This window comes from Zhongshania sp., assembly GCF_047636175.1.
Lineage (GTDB): Bacteria > Pseudomonadota > Gammaproteobacteria > Pseudomonadales > Spongiibacteraceae > Spongiibacter.
The window spans coordinates 25631-43497 of record NZ_JBLIKC010000003.1; the positions used below are offsets into that span (position 1 = coordinate 25631).

At 50.3% G+C, this 17867-nt stretch carries 19 protein-coding genes and 1 riboswitch; of the genes, 10 read left to right on the forward strand and 9 right to left on the reverse strand.

What is annotated here, in order from left to right; translation table 11 throughout:
- Nucleotides 1-145: 145 nt before the first annotated feature.
- From ACI955_RS02185 to ACI955_RS02195, 3 genes are all read right to left on the reverse strand, one after another.
- On the reverse strand, nucleotides 146-766 hold the full coding sequence (locus ACI955_RS02185) for a class I SAM-dependent methyltransferase (RefSeq protein WP_415242095.1): 621 nt from the start codon (nucleotides 764-766) through the stop codon (nucleotides 146-148).
- 103 nt (nucleotides 767-869) lie between these two features.
- Complete coding sequence (locus tag ACI955_RS02190; RefSeq protein ID WP_415242096.1) at nucleotides 870-1334, reverse strand: 6,7-dimethyl-8-ribityllumazine synthase; 465 nt, start codon at nucleotides 1332-1334, stop codon at nucleotides 870-872.
- A gap of 89 nt (nucleotides 1335-1423) precedes the next feature.
- A riboswitch (FMN riboswitch) is annotated at nucleotides 1424-1588 on the reverse strand.
- A 209-nt stretch (nucleotides 1589-1797) separates the two neighbouring features.
- Nucleotides 1798-3168 carry an FAD-dependent oxidoreductase gene (locus ACI955_RS02195; protein WP_415242097.1) on the reverse strand — a complete coding sequence of 457 codons (1371 nt, stop codon included), beginning with the start codon at nucleotides 3166-3168 and terminating at the stop codon, nucleotides 1798-1800.
- Between the two features lie 207 nt (nucleotides 3169-3375).
- Between ACI955_RS02195 and ACI955_RS02200 the strand changes: the two genes are divergently transcribed.
- The 3 genes from ACI955_RS02200 to ACI955_RS02210 are packed head-to-tail and all read left to right on the forward strand — an operon-like array spanning nucleotide 3376 to nucleotide 6039.
- On the forward strand, nucleotides 3376-3936 hold the full coding sequence (locus ACI955_RS02200) for a chorismate--pyruvate lyase family protein (RefSeq protein WP_415242098.1): 561 nt from the start codon (nucleotides 3376-3378) through the stop codon (nucleotides 3934-3936).
- Nucleotides 3937-3996: 60 nt separating this feature from the next.
- The gene (ubiA, locus tag ACI955_RS02205; RefSeq protein ID WP_415242099.1) at nucleotides 3997-4881 is read left to right on the forward strand and encodes a 4-hydroxybenzoate octaprenyltransferase; all 885 of its coding nucleotides are present in this window, start codon (nucleotides 3997-3999) and stop codon (nucleotides 4879-4881) included.
- 3 nt (nucleotides 4882-4884) lie between these two features.
- Nucleotides 4885-6039, forward strand: a complete 1155-nt coding sequence (locus ACI955_RS02210) for a GNAT family N-acetyltransferase (RefSeq protein ID WP_415242100.1) — start codon at nucleotides 4885-4887, stop codon at nucleotides 6037-6039.
- Nucleotides 6040-6059: 20 nt separating this feature from the next.
- On the opposite strand, the gene ACI955_RS02215 is transcribed toward ACI955_RS02210, so the two are convergent.
- On the reverse strand, nucleotides 6060-6443 hold the full coding sequence (locus ACI955_RS02215; protein WP_415242101.1) for a hypothetical protein: 384 nt from the start codon (nucleotides 6441-6443) through the stop codon (nucleotides 6060-6062).
- 26 nt (nucleotides 6444-6469) lie between these two features.
- Complete coding sequence (gene yegQ, locus ACI955_RS02220) at nucleotides 6470-7783, reverse strand: tRNA 5-hydroxyuridine modification protein YegQ (protein ID WP_415242102.1); 1314 nt, start codon at nucleotides 7781-7783, stop codon at nucleotides 6470-6472.
- A 134-nt stretch (nucleotides 7784-7917) separates the two neighbouring features.
- Between yegQ and ACI955_RS02225 the strand changes: the two genes are divergently transcribed.
- Nucleotides 7918-8625 (forward strand): OmpA family protein, encoded by a 708-nt coding sequence (locus ACI955_RS02225; protein WP_415242103.1) that lies wholly within the window; start codon nucleotides 7918-7920, stop codon nucleotides 8623-8625.
- Between the two features lie 236 nt (nucleotides 8626-8861).
- Complete coding sequence (locus tag ACI955_RS02230) at nucleotides 8862-10406, forward strand: OmpA family protein (protein ID WP_415242104.1); 1545 nt, start codon at nucleotides 8862-8864, stop codon at nucleotides 10404-10406.
- Between the two features lie 108 nt (nucleotides 10407-10514).
- Here the strand turns inward: ACI955_RS02230 and ACI955_RS02235 are convergent, their stop codons facing one another.
- Entirely contained in the window at nucleotides 10515-11108 is a 594-nt protein-coding gene (locus ACI955_RS02235) for a DUF938 domain-containing protein (protein WP_415242105.1), read from the reverse strand.
- Between the two features lie 91 nt (nucleotides 11109-11199).
- On the opposite strand from ACI955_RS02235, the gene ACI955_RS02240 reads away from it, so the two are divergent.
- Nucleotides 11200-11658: an EVE domain-containing protein gene (locus ACI955_RS02240; protein ID WP_415242106.1), complete on the forward strand. Its 459-nt coding sequence runs from the start codon at nucleotides 11200-11202 to the stop codon at nucleotides 11656-11658.
- 19 nt (nucleotides 11659-11677) lie between these two features.
- Here ACI955_RS02240 and yaaA read toward each other — a convergent pair whose 3' ends face one another.
- Together yaaA and ACI955_RS02250 are read right to left on the reverse strand one after the other, a co-directional pair.
- Nucleotides 11678-12454, reverse strand: a complete 777-nt coding sequence (gene yaaA, locus ACI955_RS02245) for a peroxide stress protein YaaA (protein ID WP_415242107.1) — start codon at nucleotides 12452-12454, stop codon at nucleotides 11678-11680.
- 64 nt (nucleotides 12455-12518) lie between these two features.
- Nucleotides 12519-13022 (reverse strand): DUF4265 domain-containing protein, encoded by a 504-nt coding sequence (locus ACI955_RS02250; RefSeq protein ID WP_415242108.1) that lies wholly within the window; start codon nucleotides 13020-13022, stop codon nucleotides 12519-12521.
- 1126 nt (nucleotides 13023-14148) lie between these two features.
- Between ACI955_RS02250 and ACI955_RS02255 the strand changes: the two genes are divergently transcribed.
- Complete coding sequence (locus ACI955_RS02255; protein ID WP_415242109.1) at nucleotides 14149-15015, forward strand: homocysteine S-methyltransferase family protein; 867 nt, start codon at nucleotides 14149-14151, stop codon at nucleotides 15013-15015.
- A gap of 49 nt (nucleotides 15016-15064) precedes the next feature.
- Nucleotides 15065-15523: an NAD(P)/FAD-dependent oxidoreductase gene (locus ACI955_RS02260; protein ID WP_415242232.1), complete on the forward strand. Its 459-nt coding sequence runs from the start codon at nucleotides 15065-15067 to the stop codon at nucleotides 15521-15523.
- 108 nt (nucleotides 15524-15631) lie between these two features.
- Here the strand turns inward: ACI955_RS02260 and ACI955_RS02265 are convergent, their stop codons facing one another.
- On the reverse strand, nucleotides 15632-15817 hold the full coding sequence (locus ACI955_RS02265; RefSeq protein WP_415242110.1) for a hypothetical protein: 186 nt from the start codon (nucleotides 15815-15817) through the stop codon (nucleotides 15632-15634).
- Between the two features lie 144 nt (nucleotides 15818-15961).
- Here ACI955_RS02265 and ACI955_RS02270 point away from each other — a divergent pair, with 144 nt between their 5' ends.
- On the forward strand, nucleotides 15962-16480 hold the full coding sequence (locus ACI955_RS02270) for a TRAP transporter small permease subunit (protein WP_415242111.1): 519 nt from the start codon (nucleotides 15962-15964) through the stop codon (nucleotides 16478-16480).
- Nucleotides 16470-17843: a TRAP transporter large permease gene (locus ACI955_RS02275; RefSeq protein ID WP_415242112.1), complete on the forward strand. Its 1374-nt coding sequence runs from the start codon at nucleotides 16470-16472 to the stop codon at nucleotides 17841-17843. The genes ACI955_RS02270 and ACI955_RS02275 overlap by 11 nt, the downstream gene beginning before the upstream one ends.
- Nucleotides 17844-17867 lie beyond the last annotated feature (24 nt).

A 17867-nucleotide genomic window follows, 5' to 3' on the forward strand; every position in this document is an offset into this window, starting at 1 on the left:
GCGACTAAGATACAGCCTTTACTCTAGCGTGCTCCAACAAAAATGACCAGTTGCAAGGCGGGAGTCGCCGCGTGGTGAATTTTAAGCTGATTTTGCATTCTACATCCTCTAGGGTTAGCCGCAATGCAGAGGGGGTGATTAGGTTTTAACTTTTTACTGCTTCGCCGTAGTACATATAACCGGCGATTTTGGGTACGCCGACGGCGTAGCAGGTTTCCAGTTTATTGATGGTGAAGCCGCAGTTGGTAATCGATTCAGCGATAGGACGATTGAGATGGCAGCCGCCAGCAATCTTTTTCCAGACCGGAGTGACTCTATTCTGCCAGTTTTGCACCGCACTGCTTTCGGCTAGACCGTGTTCACAGAATAGTAATTTACCGTCGGGCTTAAGGACGCGGTGCATTTGTTCTAAGGCGCGCTGCCAGTCGGGAATGGTGCAAAGGGTGTAGGTCAGCAAGACAGTGTCGACGCTATTGTCGTCGAGGGGGATCTCTTCGCCGGGCAGGTCTAGCCACTTCACCGTGACCGGAGATTTATCGAGATTGCTTTGGGCTTTTTTGCGCATGCCGTGAGAGGGCTCTAAGCCCCAAACGAAATCGATAATGTCGGGATTGTATAGTGCGAGATTAATGCCGCTGCCCATACCCACTTCTAAAACGATACCTTTCGCTTGCGGAACAATCTTTTCTCGCAGGCCCATAATTGAGGACATCGAGCACGCTTTGTCGATGATGATTGGCAGTATTTTATTATTGTAAAAGCCCATGGTATTTCCCTGTTGGCGCAATGTGGTTGCTAATATATCAACCTAACGCCGCAGATTAGCATAGCGTTTGGCAGCCTAGTATCTGCAAGTCAAAGAGCCTGTATTAGTCTTGCAGTTTGGCAAGACTGCTCAGGGTGCCGATACAGGCTGCTGCGGCTTCCGCACCTTTCACCACAAAATGTTCGCGGAAGAAGCTGATGTGGTCTTCGCTATTGTGGAAATTATGCGGAGTAAGGACGACTGAGAATATCGGTGTCGTGGTTTCTAGCTGTATTTGCATAAGGCCGGAGACGACGGCCTGGGCAACGTATTCGTGTTTGTATATGCCGCTATCGGTCACAAGGCCTGCGCCCACGATGGCGGCGTATTTACCGGTTTGGGCCAGCAATTTGGCGTGGAGTGGGATTTCAAAGGCGCCTGGCACTTCAAAGCACTCGACGTTTAGGTCGCTATGCTCTGCCATTTCTTTCAGGAAGGAGTCTTTGCAGCGGTCAACAATATCGCGGTGCCAGCAGGCTTGGATAAAGGCGACGGTTGGTTTTGATGTTGCGGTAGCTGTCGATGTCATTTTCTTGTCCCAAGTGAATACGGCAGGGCAAAGATGAGCTGACAGACCGGCAGTAGCATAGTGATGGCAACTAAGCGCTGTGGCGTGTAACGATCTCTTCTCATAACCGGACTTTAACCGTCGGCTCCGGAATCACACCGGATCTGCTGTCCCCGCTGACATTATCGTTTTCCGATGGTCAACAAGCGCCCGCGGGCTACATGCTTGGCATGATTACCGCCGGTGGGGACTTTCACCCCGCCCTGAGAACCCTCGATAACGCACTATCGGGGCGCGGGAATATTATCAATCTAACAATGATTTGTATACGGACAGTTAATGTTCAGTCGCCGCGCTCAATTAATATGCGAATGTGGTCACGGCGCAATGGCTAAAATATAGGTCAACGTGCCGATGATTGGGCGAAAAAAAGGGCGGACTTATTCAGCCCGCCCTTGGTTTTTCGCACATGATAACTGGTTAGTTACGCCATAATTGCTGGCAGTAATTTTTGCAGCGCCATCTTCTGCTTGGTGCCTTCGCCAGTGAGAGCAAAGCCCAGCAATTCGCCGTCACTGCCAACAAAGCGTGCAACCACATTGATGCCGTCCTGTTCAACTTCCCAGTTGCCTGCGGCGTCGCGTGGCGCCGGGCTAACGGTAACCGGACAAGCAGGGGTTTTGATGGTAACCGGCATAGCAGGATAGCTAACCTCAGTATTTTGACCGCTAAGCGTTTTGGCCAGTGCTCGCGCCTGTGCCATTAGTGGTGCTACATATACTAGAACGTGACCGGCGACTTCGGCACAATCACCCATTGCGTAGACGTTCGGCGCACTGGTTTCCAGCAGGCGGTTAGTGGCGATGCCCCGGTTTACGGTGATGCCAGCGTCTTGTGCTAGTTTGATTTGCGGACGCACGCCAACGGCAGAAAGCACTAAGTCACAATTGATGGTGTCGCCATTGTTCAGGCTAACCACCAAGCCATCAGCAGCTTTATTCACTTCTGTGACTAGTTGACCGAAATGGAATTTCGCGCCCTTGGCTTCCAGTCCGGCTTGCACCGCTTTGCCGGCAGCTTCTGGTAACAGAGTTGGCAGACAATACGCCAGCGGATCAACAGTTTCAGTGGCGATACCGCCGTTGATTAAGTCGTTGGTGAATTCACAGCCGATAAGACCGCCGCCGATGATGCAGACTTTTTTAACATTGTTCTTGGCGACTGCGGTGCGGAAGTCATCGTAGTCGAGCAGATCATTGACGGAGTAAATGTAGTCCTGGGCGTTGCCTTTAACCGGTGGACGGATAACATCAGCACCCAGCGCCAAGACGAGCTTTTTGTAGTGCACCTGAGTTTCTTTGTCGCCAATGGTAATGATTTGCGCTGCGGTATCGATCGCGGTGACCTTAGTCAAGGTCCAAACGCTGGCGTTCAAGTCTTCACCCATGCCGCCGGCGTCTTTTTGGGCAAGTGCGTCGGCATCCGTGTTTTTGGTGAAGCCAGTTGACAGCATTGGCTTGGAATACGCGCGACCGTCGTCGGCGGTAATCATAATAACAGGGCTGTCTTTGTCGTGTTTGCGCAGCTCGCGAACCAAACCATAGCCGGCCAAACCAGTACCAATTACAACGATAGCTGCCTCGTTGCTTGCGGATGCGGGTTCTTCATGGTGGGGAAGATCGCTTTCTTCGGATTTTTCAATCATCTCAAAATCTTCTTTGCCCACACCACAATCGGGGCAAAGCCAGTCGTCAGGGATGTCTTCCCAGCGAGTTCCAGCCGCAATACCAGAGTCAGGGTCGCCGACTTTTTCGTCGTAAACCCAGCCACAAACAATACATTCCCACTTACTCATTAATCTAATTCCTCATAAGCCACGTCATTCTTTACTGGAAGTTTAGTGTAATTTTTAGTTAGATATCATCGCCTGTTTGGCCTATATCGATGCTTGCAACTCGCAGGTGATTCACGCATTCTGCCGCCACACTTTAGTTTTGATTGCTGTGCGTTTATTGTGTGGCAACACCTATGTTCAGTGACCTCCAACACTGGAAGCCGAGTATTGTACGCTTTTCAAACACCACGATTCCAGTCGCATGAGCCTAAGTGGCTCGATTGTCAGAAATTTCCTCGTTCTGCCTTGCCGGCTGCAGACGCCCGTTGGCTGCTAGACACTGGGTCTTTAACAGCGCATTTACGGCGCCTGTCCCATGGGCATTTTCATGTTGAAGTGCTCGCTCAGCGCTGGCAGATTCCGCGTTTATCAGAGCGCCGCTTACTGGGTATGGGCGATCGCCACTGGGGTTTGGTGAGGGAGGTGCGTTTACATTGCAACAATGAGCCTTGGGTCTACGCTCGTAGCGTTTTACCCGCCACCTCGCTGGTTGGGCGCTTAGATCGCTTGCGGACTTTAGACAGCCGTCCCCTTGGACATCTGTTGTTTACTGATCCCCATATGTCCCGCGACCGCTATGAAATATGCAAGGTGCCCGCCGCTGCGTTGGATGAGTCAGTGCTGGCGCCGCACAGTGACGATCTGTGGGGCCGGCGGTCGCGGTTTTTACTTAGTGGTCATCCTATTATGGTAAGCGAGATATTTTTACCGGCTTTTTGTCCCTGGTAACTTTTCACCCGGCTTGGTCGTGCTGATATACTTTTTCTAGAAGATCCCAATGGTCAGCTTATGAACGCATTACTCCACCAACTTAAAAAGCAAACTCCTCAGTATCGCGCCCTAATGCGACTAGATCGGCCGATTGGTACGTATCTGGTGTTGTGGCCTACGCTTTGGGCTCTATGGCTTGCGGCAGATGGGTTCCCAGCGTGGTATTTACTGATAATTTTTGTGGCGGGAACATTTTTGATGCGTTCTGCCGGCTGTGTCATCAATGATTATGCGGATCGAAAAATTGATGCCCATGTTAGCCGCACTAAAGATCGGCCCTTCGCCACTGGCGCGGTCACAGAGAAAGAAGCCTTGTTGCTGTTTGCGGTCTTGTGTGCATTGGCATTTATTTTGGTATTGTTCACCAATTGGCTGACGGTCGGGTTTGCGTTTGTCGCCGTCGCCTTGGCGGCCACTTATCCCTTTATGAAGCGCTATACCCACTTGCCTCAGCTGGTTTTGGGCGCGGCCTTTGCCTGGGGTATTCCTATGGCATTTACCGCCCAAACCGGCGAACTTCCCCCGCCGGCAGCTTGGCTTTTGTATATCGGCGTTTTAATTTGGACGGTGAGCTATGACACCTTTTACGCCATGGTAGATCGTGAAGATGATGTGAAGATAGGGGTGAAATCTACCGCGATCTTGTTTGGTGATGACGACAAGGCAATCACGACGATGCTGCAGGTTTGCGTTGTCGTAATCCTGTTGATGGCCGGGCCGCGCTTTGATATGAGCTTTATTTACTATGCGGGTGTGATTGCTGCCAGTGGTCTGTTTATCTATCAGCAGCAGCTGATCCGCTATCGTCAAACTGATAAATGTTTTCAGGCGTTTTTAAATAATAACTGGGTGGGTATCGTTATTTTCGCGGGCATTGTGCTCCATTTTTTGACAGGAGCATGAACTGTGTTTGATCTTGAGTTAGAGTTTGTTGACAGTATTTCCGATATCGGCGCTGAGACTTGGAATAGCGCTGCTGGCTGTGATTACCCCTTCACCCGCTACGATTTTTTACACGCACTTGAAGCAAGTGGTGCGGTCTCTGAAGACCGAGGTTGGCAGGCGCATCATCTTGTTATTCGCCGAAGTGAGCAGCTTGTTGGCGTTATGCCCTTTTATATCAAGACTCACAGTTATGGCGAGTATGTTTTTGATTGGTCATGGGCAGATGCCTACCAGCGTCATGGGCGCTCGTATTACCCCAAATTATTATCCGCTATTCCGTTTACACCGGCGACCGGGCCACGGCTCTGCTTAGTGGATGAGAGTGAACGCAGCAGCATTATGGCTATATTGGCAAAGGCGCTGCCGGCACATGCTAAGGAGCTTGGCGTGTCATCCGTGCATATTTTATTCTCGCGGGCAGAAGTGGCGAGCACATGGTCGCAAGAAGGTTTGATGCAGCGTATTGGACCGCAGTATCACTGGTATGACCGCAATTATGGCGATTTCGACGGCTTCTTGGCGGCGTTTAGCTCGCGTAAGCGCAAGGGTTTGCGAAAAGAGCGCCGCGTGGTGCTTGAACAGGGCTTGAGCCTGCAGGTATTGCCTGGGGCTGAAGTGAGTGCTGAGCAGTGGCGCTTCTTCTTTCACTGTTACCAGCTCACTTACGCCAAGCGCAGTGGTCACGGCGGGTATTTGCCAGAGACTTTCTTTACCGAGCTAGCGGCAACGATGCCAGAGCAATTGGTAATGGTGCTTGCTAGCCACGGTGATGAACCGGTGGCGGTGGCACTCAACTTCCGCGATCAACATACTCTTTATGGCCGCTATTGGGGCTGTATTCGCGAGTATGAATTCCTGCACTTTGAGGCCTGTTATTATCAGGGCATCGAGTACTGTCTGCGAGAGGGCCTGCGGCATTTTGATCCTGGCGCGCAGGGTGAACACAAGATTCAGCGTGGTTTTACGCCAATATTGACCTACTCAAACCACTGGCTGGTGGACGCTGATTTTTCAACGGCGGTGCAGCGGTTTTTAGACGAGGAACATCTCCATATTGGGGATTATCTGCGTCAAGCTAGCGAAATGTTGCCGTTCAAACAGGCCGACGGAACGTAAGTTCCGTCGGCTCTTGTGGCTTACTGCTGGGCGTTTTTTAAGACGCGCTCAACGTAGAGCAAACAGATAATGGGTAGCAGAAAGCTACAGCCTATTTGAACCGCGTGAACAATGTCTTCCAGTGCCCACTGGGCGCCGCTGCTGTACCAATACGCCACTATCGGCATGGTGATGAAAATTGTGGTTGGCAGGTAGCGCCATAGGTAATAAGCCATGCTAGATGCGGCTTCATTGTCGGCTCGGCGATAGCAGTAGAAGGTAATTAGCACCACTAAAAAACCGATGATCAGCACATAATAGCTGCCTAATATGCCGGCAAGTAAATTTAATATTGCGCCGAATACCAAGCTAATTAAACTGACATTGACGAGCACATGCAATACACGCAATTTTCGTCTTTCCATAATGACTCCCCTTAGATCTTCGCCAATTACCCGTGAATATCTTTGACTAACAAGCCGTATTTTAGCGCAGCTTCGGGCAGGGGTTGATCCAGAGGAATCTTGACCCGATGACCTGAGCCGGGCGCGGCGCTAATCGCCTTGCCGTGCTTGTCACTGAGGGTTTTTAGGGTGAAACGGCTGTTGCCGCCGGGCATCATTAATTCCAAGGTGTCGCCAGTTTCAAAGCGGTTTTTGACATCGACCGTAATCACCGAATCCCGCGCATCGACAATTTCGCCAACAAACTGCTGCTGTTGCGCATTGTTTAAACCCATTTCGTAATTTTGGTAGTCCTTGGGCGGGTGACGTCGGTAAAAGCCTTCGGTGTAGCCGCGGTTGGCAAGGGTATCTAGCTCGTCCATCAGATGCATATCGAAGGGTTTGCCATGTGCCGCGTCATCAATAGCACGTCGATATACTTGGGCGGTGCGGGCAACGTAGTAATGAGATTTTGTGCGGCCCTCAATTTTTAAGGAGTGCACACCCATCGCAGCTAGGCGCTCGACGTGTTGTACCGCGCGCAGATCTTTAGAATTCATAATATAGGTGCCGTGCTCATCTTCGTAAGCAGGCATAAATTCGCCGGGCCGTTGGGCTTGCTGTAGCAGCACCGGTTCAGTCACGGGCTGGGGCTCAGGGATATAGGTTTGCACCGGCACCAAGTCGCCAGTTTCGTCCTCTTTGGCCTCATGTGCTTGGTATTTCCACCGGCAGGCATTGGTGCATGCGCCTTGGTTGGGATCGCGGTGATTCATATAGCCAGATAATAGGCAGCGACCAGAATAGGCGATGCATAGCGCGCCGTGCACAAAGACTTCAATCTCCATCTCCGGCACGCGCTGACGAATTTCTTCAATTTCATCTAGTGCCAGCTCGCGGGAAAGAATCACTCGCTCTATGCCGTTTTGGTGCCAAAACTTAACGGCTGCCCAGTTAACGGCATTGGCCTGCACCGATAAATGAATCGGCATATCAGGCCATTTTTCTCGCACCAGCATCATCAGTCCGGGGTCAGCCATGATTAAGGCGTCGGGCCGCATTTCTATTACCGGAGCGAGGTCCCGTAGATAGCTGCGGATTTTGTCGTTATGAGGTGAAATATTAGAGGCTAGATAGAATTTCTTGTTCTGGCGGTGCGCTTCTTCTATTCCTTTGCCCAGCGTTTCCACGTCTTTGAATTCGTTATTTCGCACCCGCAAGCTATAGCGTGGCTGACCGGCGTAGACTGCATCTGCGCCGTAGGCGAATGCATAGTACATATTGCGGAGACTGCCGGCGGGTGAGAGGAGTTCGGGAATCATGTTGAAGGGGCCTTAGAATGACATGGGGTGCGTATGGTAGCGCAAACGTAGGTATTCTGCGCTATTGGTGTCCCGACTTGGCTTAGTTACACTCGGCGTATTGAGTAACGAATGGCCTGTTGGGAACGACAATATTGAAAGTATTTTTTACAAGCTTATTTGCACTCTCCCTATTGGCACTGGTTTTGTCGGGGTGCGCCGCGGCTCCAGTGTCGCCAATTGATAGCGATGGTGACGGCGTTGCGGACACTGAGGACCGCTGCCCAGAGACAAGTAGAGGTTCAGGTGTTGATCGCTACGGCTGCGCAGACAGTGATAGCGACGGTATCATCGATACCGTAGATCGCTGCCCGGGAACCCCCCTCGGCAACGCCGTAGATCAATTTGGCTGCTTAGATAGCGATAACGACGGGGTTAAGAATGGCAAGGATCAATGTCCTCGCACGAGGGCTGGCGAGCGCGTAATGCGAAATGGATGCTCGGCCCGACAAGCGGTCAGTTTAGAAAGCGTGCGGTTTGACCATGGTGGCATCGAGATAACAGCTGAAGCGCGTGAGCGCTTGTCTCGCGTTGCAGAGGTGTTGAGGCTTTCGCCGCAGTTCCGCTTAGCCCTTCAGGGGCATAGTGATAGCAGCGGATCAGCGAATTTCAATTATCGATTGTCGCGGCATAGGGCGAATGCCGTGATGGCGGTCTTGCTAGAGTTGGGTATTGCCTCAGAACGTATCGAAATCCAAGCCTACGGCGCGGCAATGCCGATTGCAGATAATAATACTGAGCAAGGTCGCGCTCTTAATCGTCGAGTTGCCCTGCGAGTGATTCGAGCGGGCTCCTCAAGATAGCCTGCCACAGGCGCTCATTAAGACAGGCATCTCGTCACTACTACCATCAAGCACCACTTTACTACTTCCCCCAGAGCGGTTAGCATTTCCCGGCTTTCAAATGTTAAGCGGTAGCTAGTCTAAACAAAAATTTACGCCATTATTGTGCACAATGTCTGAAAGTGTGTATTAAGGCTCGAGCTGACGTGGTAATTTGCGCTTTATAAGAAATAACTTAAATGATTCAGGGGATGTTTATGAGCAAGCAATGGAAGACTGCTCTTGCTGCCGGTGTGATTTTGGCATCAGCAGCGGGTGCAGCTATGGCTGAAGCCGAAAAGGAAAAAGGTTACTACGTTGGTGGTAATGTTTTTTACAACGACGTATTTGATGCAGACGGTACAGTATCAACGGCTGCTGCTGGCGGCGTTCCAGTAGCGGGTGGCATTCCGGTTGTCGGTGATCTGCTCAATGGTTTTTCGGGCGGTGGTGCAGGTGGCAGTACTAATATCGAAGCTAGCTACGATAAAGATTTTAGCTATGGCGCAACCTTTGGTTATAAGTTTGAAAGCCCATACCGCGTAGAACTTGAGTATCGTCAGGGCGAAAATGATATCGACAGCGTACGTGCCGCCGGTGTCACTTCTTCTAGCAATGGTTCGCTGGAAGTGATGTCGATAATGGGTAACTTATGGTACGACTTCTCTGCTGGTGAGCGTCTGCGCCCCTATGTCGGTTTTGGTTTGGGTCAAGCGAACTTAGATGTTGGTGATGCTGATGATGATGTTTTTATTGGTCAGATAGGTGCTGGTGTTACTTACTATTTGACTCCGCGCTTGGCGCTTGATGCCGGTTACCGTTACAGCATGTCAGAGGACGCCAGTTATACATCAGGCGCCGTTGAAACTGAGATTGAATACAGCGCACAAAGCGTTTTGCTTGGTTTGCGTTATAACTTCTTCGACGCGCAATACGGCGTAAAAGATGCTGATGGTGACGGCGTTTCGGACGAAATGGACCAGTGCCCAGGTACGCCTCTTGGCGTTCAAGTTGACAGCGTAGGCTGCCCACTTGACGGTGATAATGACGGCGTTGCTGACTATCTTGATCAGTGCCCGAACACTCCTGCAGGCGCAGAAGTAAATGCAGTTGGTTGCCCCTTAGATGGTGATGGCGATGGTGTTGTAGACGCCGATGATGCATGCCCCGATACCCCGGCTGGTCAAGCGGTTATGTCTAATGGCTGTGCACAAGATCAAGCTGTGATTTTGCGTGGTGTTAACTTTGAGCTGAATAGCGCTAAGTTGACCATGAACGCAGAGACCATTTTGAATGGCGTTGCGTCAACATTAAACAGCTCACCTGGCTTCAGTGTTGAACTGCAAGGCCATACCGACAACACGGGCAGCGCTAGCTACAATATGAACCTTTCGCAAAACCGCGCTAAGTCAGTGAAAAACTACTTGGTTGGCAGTGGTGTTGGCAGTGACCGTTTAACGGCAACTGGCTACGGCGAAGAACAGCCTATCGCTAGTAACGATACTAAAGACGGCCGTGCAGAAAACCGCCGTGTTGAGCTTAAGGTATTGGGGAGCGATGCGGCGATGGTTGCTGAACCAATGGTATACGAAGAGCCTATGCTTGAAGACACCATGATGGACGAGCCAATGGTCGAAGAAGCGGCTGTGATGGACGAGCCTATGGTTGAAGACGCGCCAGCTGAAGAGATGATGATGGATGAGCCTGCTTCGGAAGAAGAGTATCAGCCATATGAAATGTCTGAGGACGAGATGGATTACTAAGTTGCGGATATGCAGTTAGTACCATCTTAGAAAAAACCCGGTCTAGGCCGGGTTTTTTTATGTCCGTATTTTCTCTAATATCAGATTTGGAATTTAACGGGTTGCTTGCTAAGCTTGGCGCTTCCAGATAATTAGCTGGTTATTGGCTGGCATACTATGATCTGCCAGCAAGCTCAATCCAGCCTGGCGAGCTAGGATGTCGATCGTTTCAAAATTGCGTATTCCACTCACACTGTTGTTATGTTTTAACCGTAGGTCAAAGTCTGCATTGCTAGCAGAAGTGAATTTCCCCTGATACTTAAAGGGGCCATAAATACATAACTGCCCTGTGGGTTTTAGATGTGTATTCGCTTTGTTAAAGAATAACTCCACCTCCGTCCAGGCCATGATATGGAGGGTATTGGCAGAGAAAATGGCGTCGTATTGTTGAGTCGGCCACTCGGCATCGTGAACGTCTAATGTCAGCGGAGCTGGCAGCGGGGTATTGCTGAGCCAGTTGCGTATACCGGGTATATTTTCACTACGGTCACTGCATTGCCAGATTAATTGGGGCATATTAGCGCCAAAATACACGCCATGCTGGCCCGTGCCACTGCCGATTTCTAAAACATCACGGCATTCTTGTAGCGCCGGTTTTAAATGATTTAATATCGCTTTTTTGTTGTTTTCGCATGCCTGCGAGAAGGGCTTAGCATCGATCATAGTAGGATCGCCAAAGTTGCGCACCATCGGGTCGATGGCGAATAGTCCGTATTAGGGAAGTCAGTTTAGCGTTTATGATGGGAGTGCAACAATGGCCTATTGGTTGATGAAATCCGAGCCAGATACCTTCAGTTTGGAGGATTTGCGCAGTCGCCCTAATAGCACTGAGCACTGGGATGGCGTGCGTAATTACCAGGCGAGGAACATGATGCGTGACCAGATGAAGTGTGGCGATAAGGTCTTTTTTTATCACTCATCTTGTCCGGTACCCGGTATTGCCGGCATTGCCAAGGTGGTTAAAGAAGCCTACCCAGACGCCAGTGCGCAAAACCCTGAGTCGCGTTATTACGATCCTAAGGCGACTGCACACGATCCCCGCTGGTTCATGGTGAATGTCAAATTTGAGCGTAAATTTAAGCGCCTGCTGCCATTGGCAGAGCTAAAAGCAGCACCGGCCTTGGGCAGCATGGCTTTGCTTAAGAAGGGCAACCGCCTATCTATTATGGCGGTGAGCAAGGACGAGTGGCAGCAAATTTTGGCGATGGTCTAAGTGTCTAGGCCTCGCCGGCTTAGACGGCCGCGTCTCTTAAAAACACCCATTCTCTTGCGGTAGACTGCTCTGAACTGAAGTAATAACCCTCGCTATCAAAAGCCTTTAACTGTTCGACCTTTGAGATACGCTGCTTAATGATATAGGCAGCCATCAGGCCCCGGGCTCTCTTCGCATAGAAGCTAATAATTTTATACTTGTCGTTTTTATAGTCTTTGAATACTGGGGTGATGATGTCTGCTTTTAACGCTTTGGGTTTAACGGCGCTAAAATACTCGTTTGACGCTAGGTTCACTAAAATCTGCGAATCGATTTCCGTCAGTTGCTTGTTCAGCGCCTGAGTTATCTTGGTATCCCAAAATTCGTATAAATTCTTACCATTTTTATTTTCAAAGCGAGTACCCATTTCAAGCCGATAGGGCTGTATTAAATCTAAGGGTCTCAGCAAGCCATAGAGACCGGAAAGAATGCGCAAGTGCTGTTGTGCAAAGTCAAAATCATCGCGCTCAAAGCTGTCTGCATTTAAGCCGGTGTAAACGTCACCACGAAATGCCAGTACAGCTGCCTTGGCATTATCTGGCGTAAATGGCCGCGACCAATTCATAAACCGATGGTGATTTAACTCGCCAAGCTTAGGACTGATCTTCATCAGTGCCGAAATATCTTCGGGGTTGAGCTTTTGTAATTGTGAGATCAGCGTCTCTGAGCTCTCTAAAAAATCGTTCTGAGTGGATAGCTCGGTGTGTGAGGCGGTCTCAAAGTCTAAAGTTTTTGCCGGAGATATTACGAGTAACATAGGGCTTTCCTATCAGGCCTGTTCACAATCTTCTTTGCTTACGGCTAAACGCAGAGAGCAAGGCTTAGGCTTTTAGTAAATCTTGCCACCAATTGAGAGCTTCGCCGCTGTCGGGGTCGTAGACATTACCGTAGTTCCAACTTGCCGCTTCACCGTTAACCCACTTGCCCATAAGTTGTTCAATACTGCTAAATCCTACGCCGAAATGGATGCTGTAGACCAAGGCGCGTTCAGTTTTTATGTCTAGGCAGCCGGCTAACTTTTCAATTTCTGCGGTGAGCTGCATTTCCAAGGCTTCATTGGGTTCACGCAAAAATACCCGAATCGACAGACTGCCGCCGCGCTCGACTACGATAAAGCGGCCATGGGAATCGACATTGAGATTGATACTGTCTAATGCCGCCACACCCCGCACAAATAGGGGCGATTTTAATAAACGAAAATCGCCCCTATTCTGGAGCGGCGTGGCAAGTACCTTCTCAAAGATAGGCTGATTATTTACTGGGTGGGTGCCAGCGTATAACTCCAGCAGTGTTTCCTGATCGGCAAAGGGTGCGTTGTCTGTCATAGGTATTAGTGTGTTACTTAGCAATTCGATGTGTTGGTGGACAATGATACCGATTTTATCTGCCCACCGCACTGCGGTCTTTATAGTGTGGGCATTTACTGGCCTGGAAATTGGGTGCCAATGGGCGGCGGGGTATAAAAGTCCTCAGACTGTGTCTTGCGGCTAATGCTGAGTAATTTAAAGCCGCCTGCTATTTGCAAAACTCCAGAGTCTGCTTGGCCTTTAAAAGCGTCCTCTAAAGCCAGGAGCTTATTGCCGCGCTTGTTTTTCATTGAGCTGGCAAAGCGTCGGAAAAAGTGGCGTAGGCCGTCGCTAGCTTTAACCACATCTTTTTGGTCGGTGAGGACGGCAAGGGATTCAGCGCGGCCCTTGTTGGCGCTGTAAACTTCATCTCTGCGGATCGTAAAAAGGTGCCGCGCGTGAAGGGCAGATTTGTCGACTGATTATTCCCTGCGCGAAGGCGCAATGGAACGGTTCATCAAATTCGACAAGCCCTAAAATTTTCTTAGTAAAGCGGCGTTGCTTGCGGAAAAGCAGCGGAGCAGCAAAAAGCGGTTCGCCACGCTTGTGATGGTTGAAGACTGCGCGCAGATGCACCGTATATGTCGACGGTTCTTTATGATGGCAAAGTCGGGGGTGAACCCACATCGGGTGCCTATGGTTAACGCGTAACAAGTCTGTTGCGCTTGCGATGCGGCAGTCTGATATGGCGGTCGCAGGGACAAAGGTCATGGTGAATATTTTTGGCCAAGATGTGGTTGCAACAGTGCAAGACAATACGCAATTGTGGGGCGCGGAGAGCGCCCGCATTTGTGCCTAAGCCAATGCGAGTAGTCCCAATACGAATGACTGCTCGCGGCATGCAGTATTGCGATCTTGTCATGATCAATTGGTTTTTTTAACTGATTTGGACACCTGTGTGGGGCTGCGCAGGCCAACAACGAGCACCATGAACATTTAAGAGATTGGTCTTCTGCGGGTGTATTGCGCTGTGTTTGGAGCGACCCCAGACACAGCGCACCAAAAACGCCTTACTGGCTGGACCCAAAATGCCAAGTTTGGCGCAAATTAGATATTGTAACTGTGCCTGACTGATAAATTGCAGTGGCAACAAAGGAGCTATTAAATGATCACGATTCTTGATGGTGGAATGGGCCAAGAGCTGGTGGCGCGCGCAGGTAAAGCAACAGGGCTTTGGTCGATCCAAGCGTTGTTGGATGACCCTCAAATGGTGCGTGATGTCCATGACGCCTATTTTGCTGCCGGCGCACAAACCGCCACAACGAACAGCTATTCTGTTCTGCCTGAACGGCTTGAACCCAACGGACTTGGTGATCAGTTAGACCGTTTGGCGATATTGGCATGTGAAATAGCCTGCCAATCGCGCGATGCGTATGGCAGCGGTCTGGTGCTTGGAGCGCTTGGCCCGCAAGGGTTTTCATATCAGCCCGACAAAAGCCCGCCCGCTGATCAGGCCGCCGAAGTGTACGCCCATTTAGCCCGTGTTCACGCCAAGTTTGTCGACGCACATATCTTAGAGACGATGTCGTCTGTTGATCAGGCCCGTGGCGGTCTTATGGGTGCGGGTGTCACTGGCAAACCTGTTTGGTTGTCACTGTCTGTTGATGATACTGATGGGACCAAATTGCGGTCGGGCGAACCGATTGCAGATATCATTCCATTGATTACAGAATTTAAACCGCATGTCGTGTCAATCAACTGTTCATTGCCTGAAGCCGTTAGTCAAGCGATCCCATTGCTGGCAGGCGCGGGTGTGATTGTTGGTGCTTATGCCAACGGATTTACTGGCATCGCAAATACGTTTGATCATATCGGGGCGACCGTAGATGCGCTTGAGGCGCGCATTGACCTTGGGCCTGGCCGTTATGCTGATTTCGCTCAAACTTGGGTCGATGCGGGAGCCACCGTCATTGGGGGCTGCTGCGAGGTCGGCCCTGCTCATATTGCGGCCCTAGTGGCGCGTTTTAAGTAAGGATAGACTGCCATGGCGAATACCCCCTGATTCTGCCCTCGTCGTCATTATTGGCGGTGGTATCGGCTGCTCAGTTGCGCATCACTTAGCTAAACTAGCTTGGAAAAATGTTGTGCTGCTGGAACGTAAACAACGGACGCCCGGTATCATATGGCATGCGGTAGGTTTGATTGGGCAGCTACGTGCGACAACCAATATGACTAAATTTGCAAAATATCCCCAAGAATTGTACGGCATTTTAAAAGCAGAAACAGGCGTTGCCACTGGGTTCAAGCGGGATGGGTCGACCGCTGCTGCCCTGACGACGGAACGCAAAGAAGAGATTTTCCGCCAAGCAGCGATGGCGTGTGCCTTTGGCGTCGAGGTCGAAGAAATAAGTCGCAAAGAAGTCAAAGACTGTTACGAGCACCTTGAATATCGACGGCTGACTGTGCACGTTTATTTGCCGCTTCACGGGCGGGGCGACCCTTCAAATATTATATTGGTTTTGACAAAGGGTGCCCGTTAAAATGGCGCGCAAGTAATAGAGCGCACTGCCGTCACTTATATCGGCGATATCACTGAATTGATCGGCGGGTTTTGGGCTAGCCGCGGTATAATCAGGTATATATGTGGATTACCCTGATTGCGAGCCTTTGATGATGTCGCCTATTTTGTCCACGCTCATGACGATTCGAGCGTCACCTTGCTGCAGAACGGCAATGGCTTGGTCGCCATTGATAATCGAATAGCCAAGCTGGCTGCGATCTACGCGAATATGTTGATCGTTGCGGTAACTTAGAGCGAGCGTTTCTTTGCCCATGGTATATAGCAAACTATAAGGTCTGCCGCTGCGCCACTGGCGTTTAATGTAGCGGTAAGATCGAGCAGAATAATAATAGAACGCGTGGTGTCCCCTTGGCATCTGAGTCCATAGAAGATAGCTGATGTTAGGGATATAAAAATAGTGAAGCAGTGTGTTTGTTTAATAGATGGCGTGACGGAGCGACTTGGACGCCTACTCGCGTGGTTAATTCCCTTAATGATGCTCGGCACTGCTACCGTGGTGATTATGCGTTATGGTTTTGGTCAGGGAATGACGGCCTTGCAAGAGTCGGTCACGTACTTCCATGGCACCGTCTTTATGCTCGGCGCGGCCTATACTTTAAAGCACGGCGGTCATGTGCGGGTGGATATTTTTTATCACCGTTTCTCGGTGCGTACCAAGGCCTGGGTCGACAGCATCGGCAGTATCGTTTTTTTGCTGCCGCTCTGTGGCTTAATCTTAATTACCAGTTGGGATTTTGCCTATAATGCTTGGGCGATACGAGAAACATCAGTGGAGCCCGGTGGTCTGCCCCTCGTGTATCTCTTAAAATCATTATTGCCACTGATGGCAATTAATCTTGGTCTACAAGGTATCGCCGAATTGCTGCGCAATGCCATGATCTTGATCAGTCCGGAGCTCGACGCCCATGCTGATTGAGCTTTTACCTCTGCTTATGTTTGTCGTCATCTGCTTGATTATCATGCTTGGCTATCCGGTGGCATTCAGTCTGGCTGGCACCGCCATGCTTTTTGCCGGCATTGGCATTAGTATTGGTCATTTTGATGCGTCATTTCTGGAGGCCCTGTCGGCGCGACTATACGGCACCATTACTAACGTAACCCTGATCGCCGTTCCGCTCTTCGTCTTAATGGGGGTATTGCTGGAAAAGAGCCGTCTTGCAGAAGAGTTACTTAGCAATATGGCGGCCTTATTTGGTCGCCGTCGTGGTGGTCTAGGATTCTCGGTAATTCTGGTTGGAATGTTGCTGGCTGCCAGTACCGGAATTGTCGGGGCAACTGTTGTCACCATGGGCTTAATGTCACTGCCCACTATGTTGAAGCGTGGTTATGACCCGAGCTTAGCGACCGGCACGATTTGTGCGACAGGTACCTTGGGGCAAATTATTCCACCGTCTATTGCCCTCGTTCTACTGGGTGACACCTTGTCTAGTGCGTATCAGCAGGCGCAGCTTGACCTAGGAGTGTTTAGTCCTAAAACGCTGTCGGTAGGTGATTTATTTATTGGCGCGCTGGTGCCAGGTTTAATATTAGTAGTGCTCTATTTGTTGTATATGGGCTTTGTCGCCATGCGTCAGCCAGAGCGAGCGCCGGCAGCCACAGATCTTGAGTCACCGCCATTAATCGCCTTACTCAAAGGTCTTGTTCCCCCGATTGTTTTAATTATTACTGTGCTCGGTTCTATTTTGGTCGGCGCCGCCACGCCAACAGAGGCCGCGGGGGTGGGCGCGCTAGGCGCCACTTTGATGGCTGCTGCAAAAGGCAAGTTGAACTTGACGCTTATGGGCGAGGTTGCACGAGAAACCCTGAAAGTGACCTGTATGGTCTTTATGATTTTAATTGGCGCTGCGGTGTTCTCCTTAGTATTCCGTGGTTTTGGCGGCGACGTTCTAATCGAACATTTCTTTGCGCAGCTTCCTGGCGGGGTGATTACTGCCACGTTCATCGTGATGCTAGTGATATTTTTTCTGGGCTTTATTCTCGATTTTATTGAAATTACCTTTGTAGTGGTACCCATTGTTGGGCCAATCCTCCTGGCTATGGGTGTAGATCCTATCTGGTTGGGGATTATGATTGCCCTGAATTTACAAACGTCGTTTTTGACGCCGCCATTCGGTTTTGCGTTGTTTTATTTGCGCGGCGTGGCACCGCCATCGGTCACTACCGCAGATATCTATAGGGGGGTAACACCTTATATCGCACTACAGTTACTTATGTTAACTTTACTGGCGTTTTTTCCTTCATTGGCAACGTGGTTGCCGGCTTTTGTTCGCGGCCAGTGATGATGCTGAAATATTGACAATACA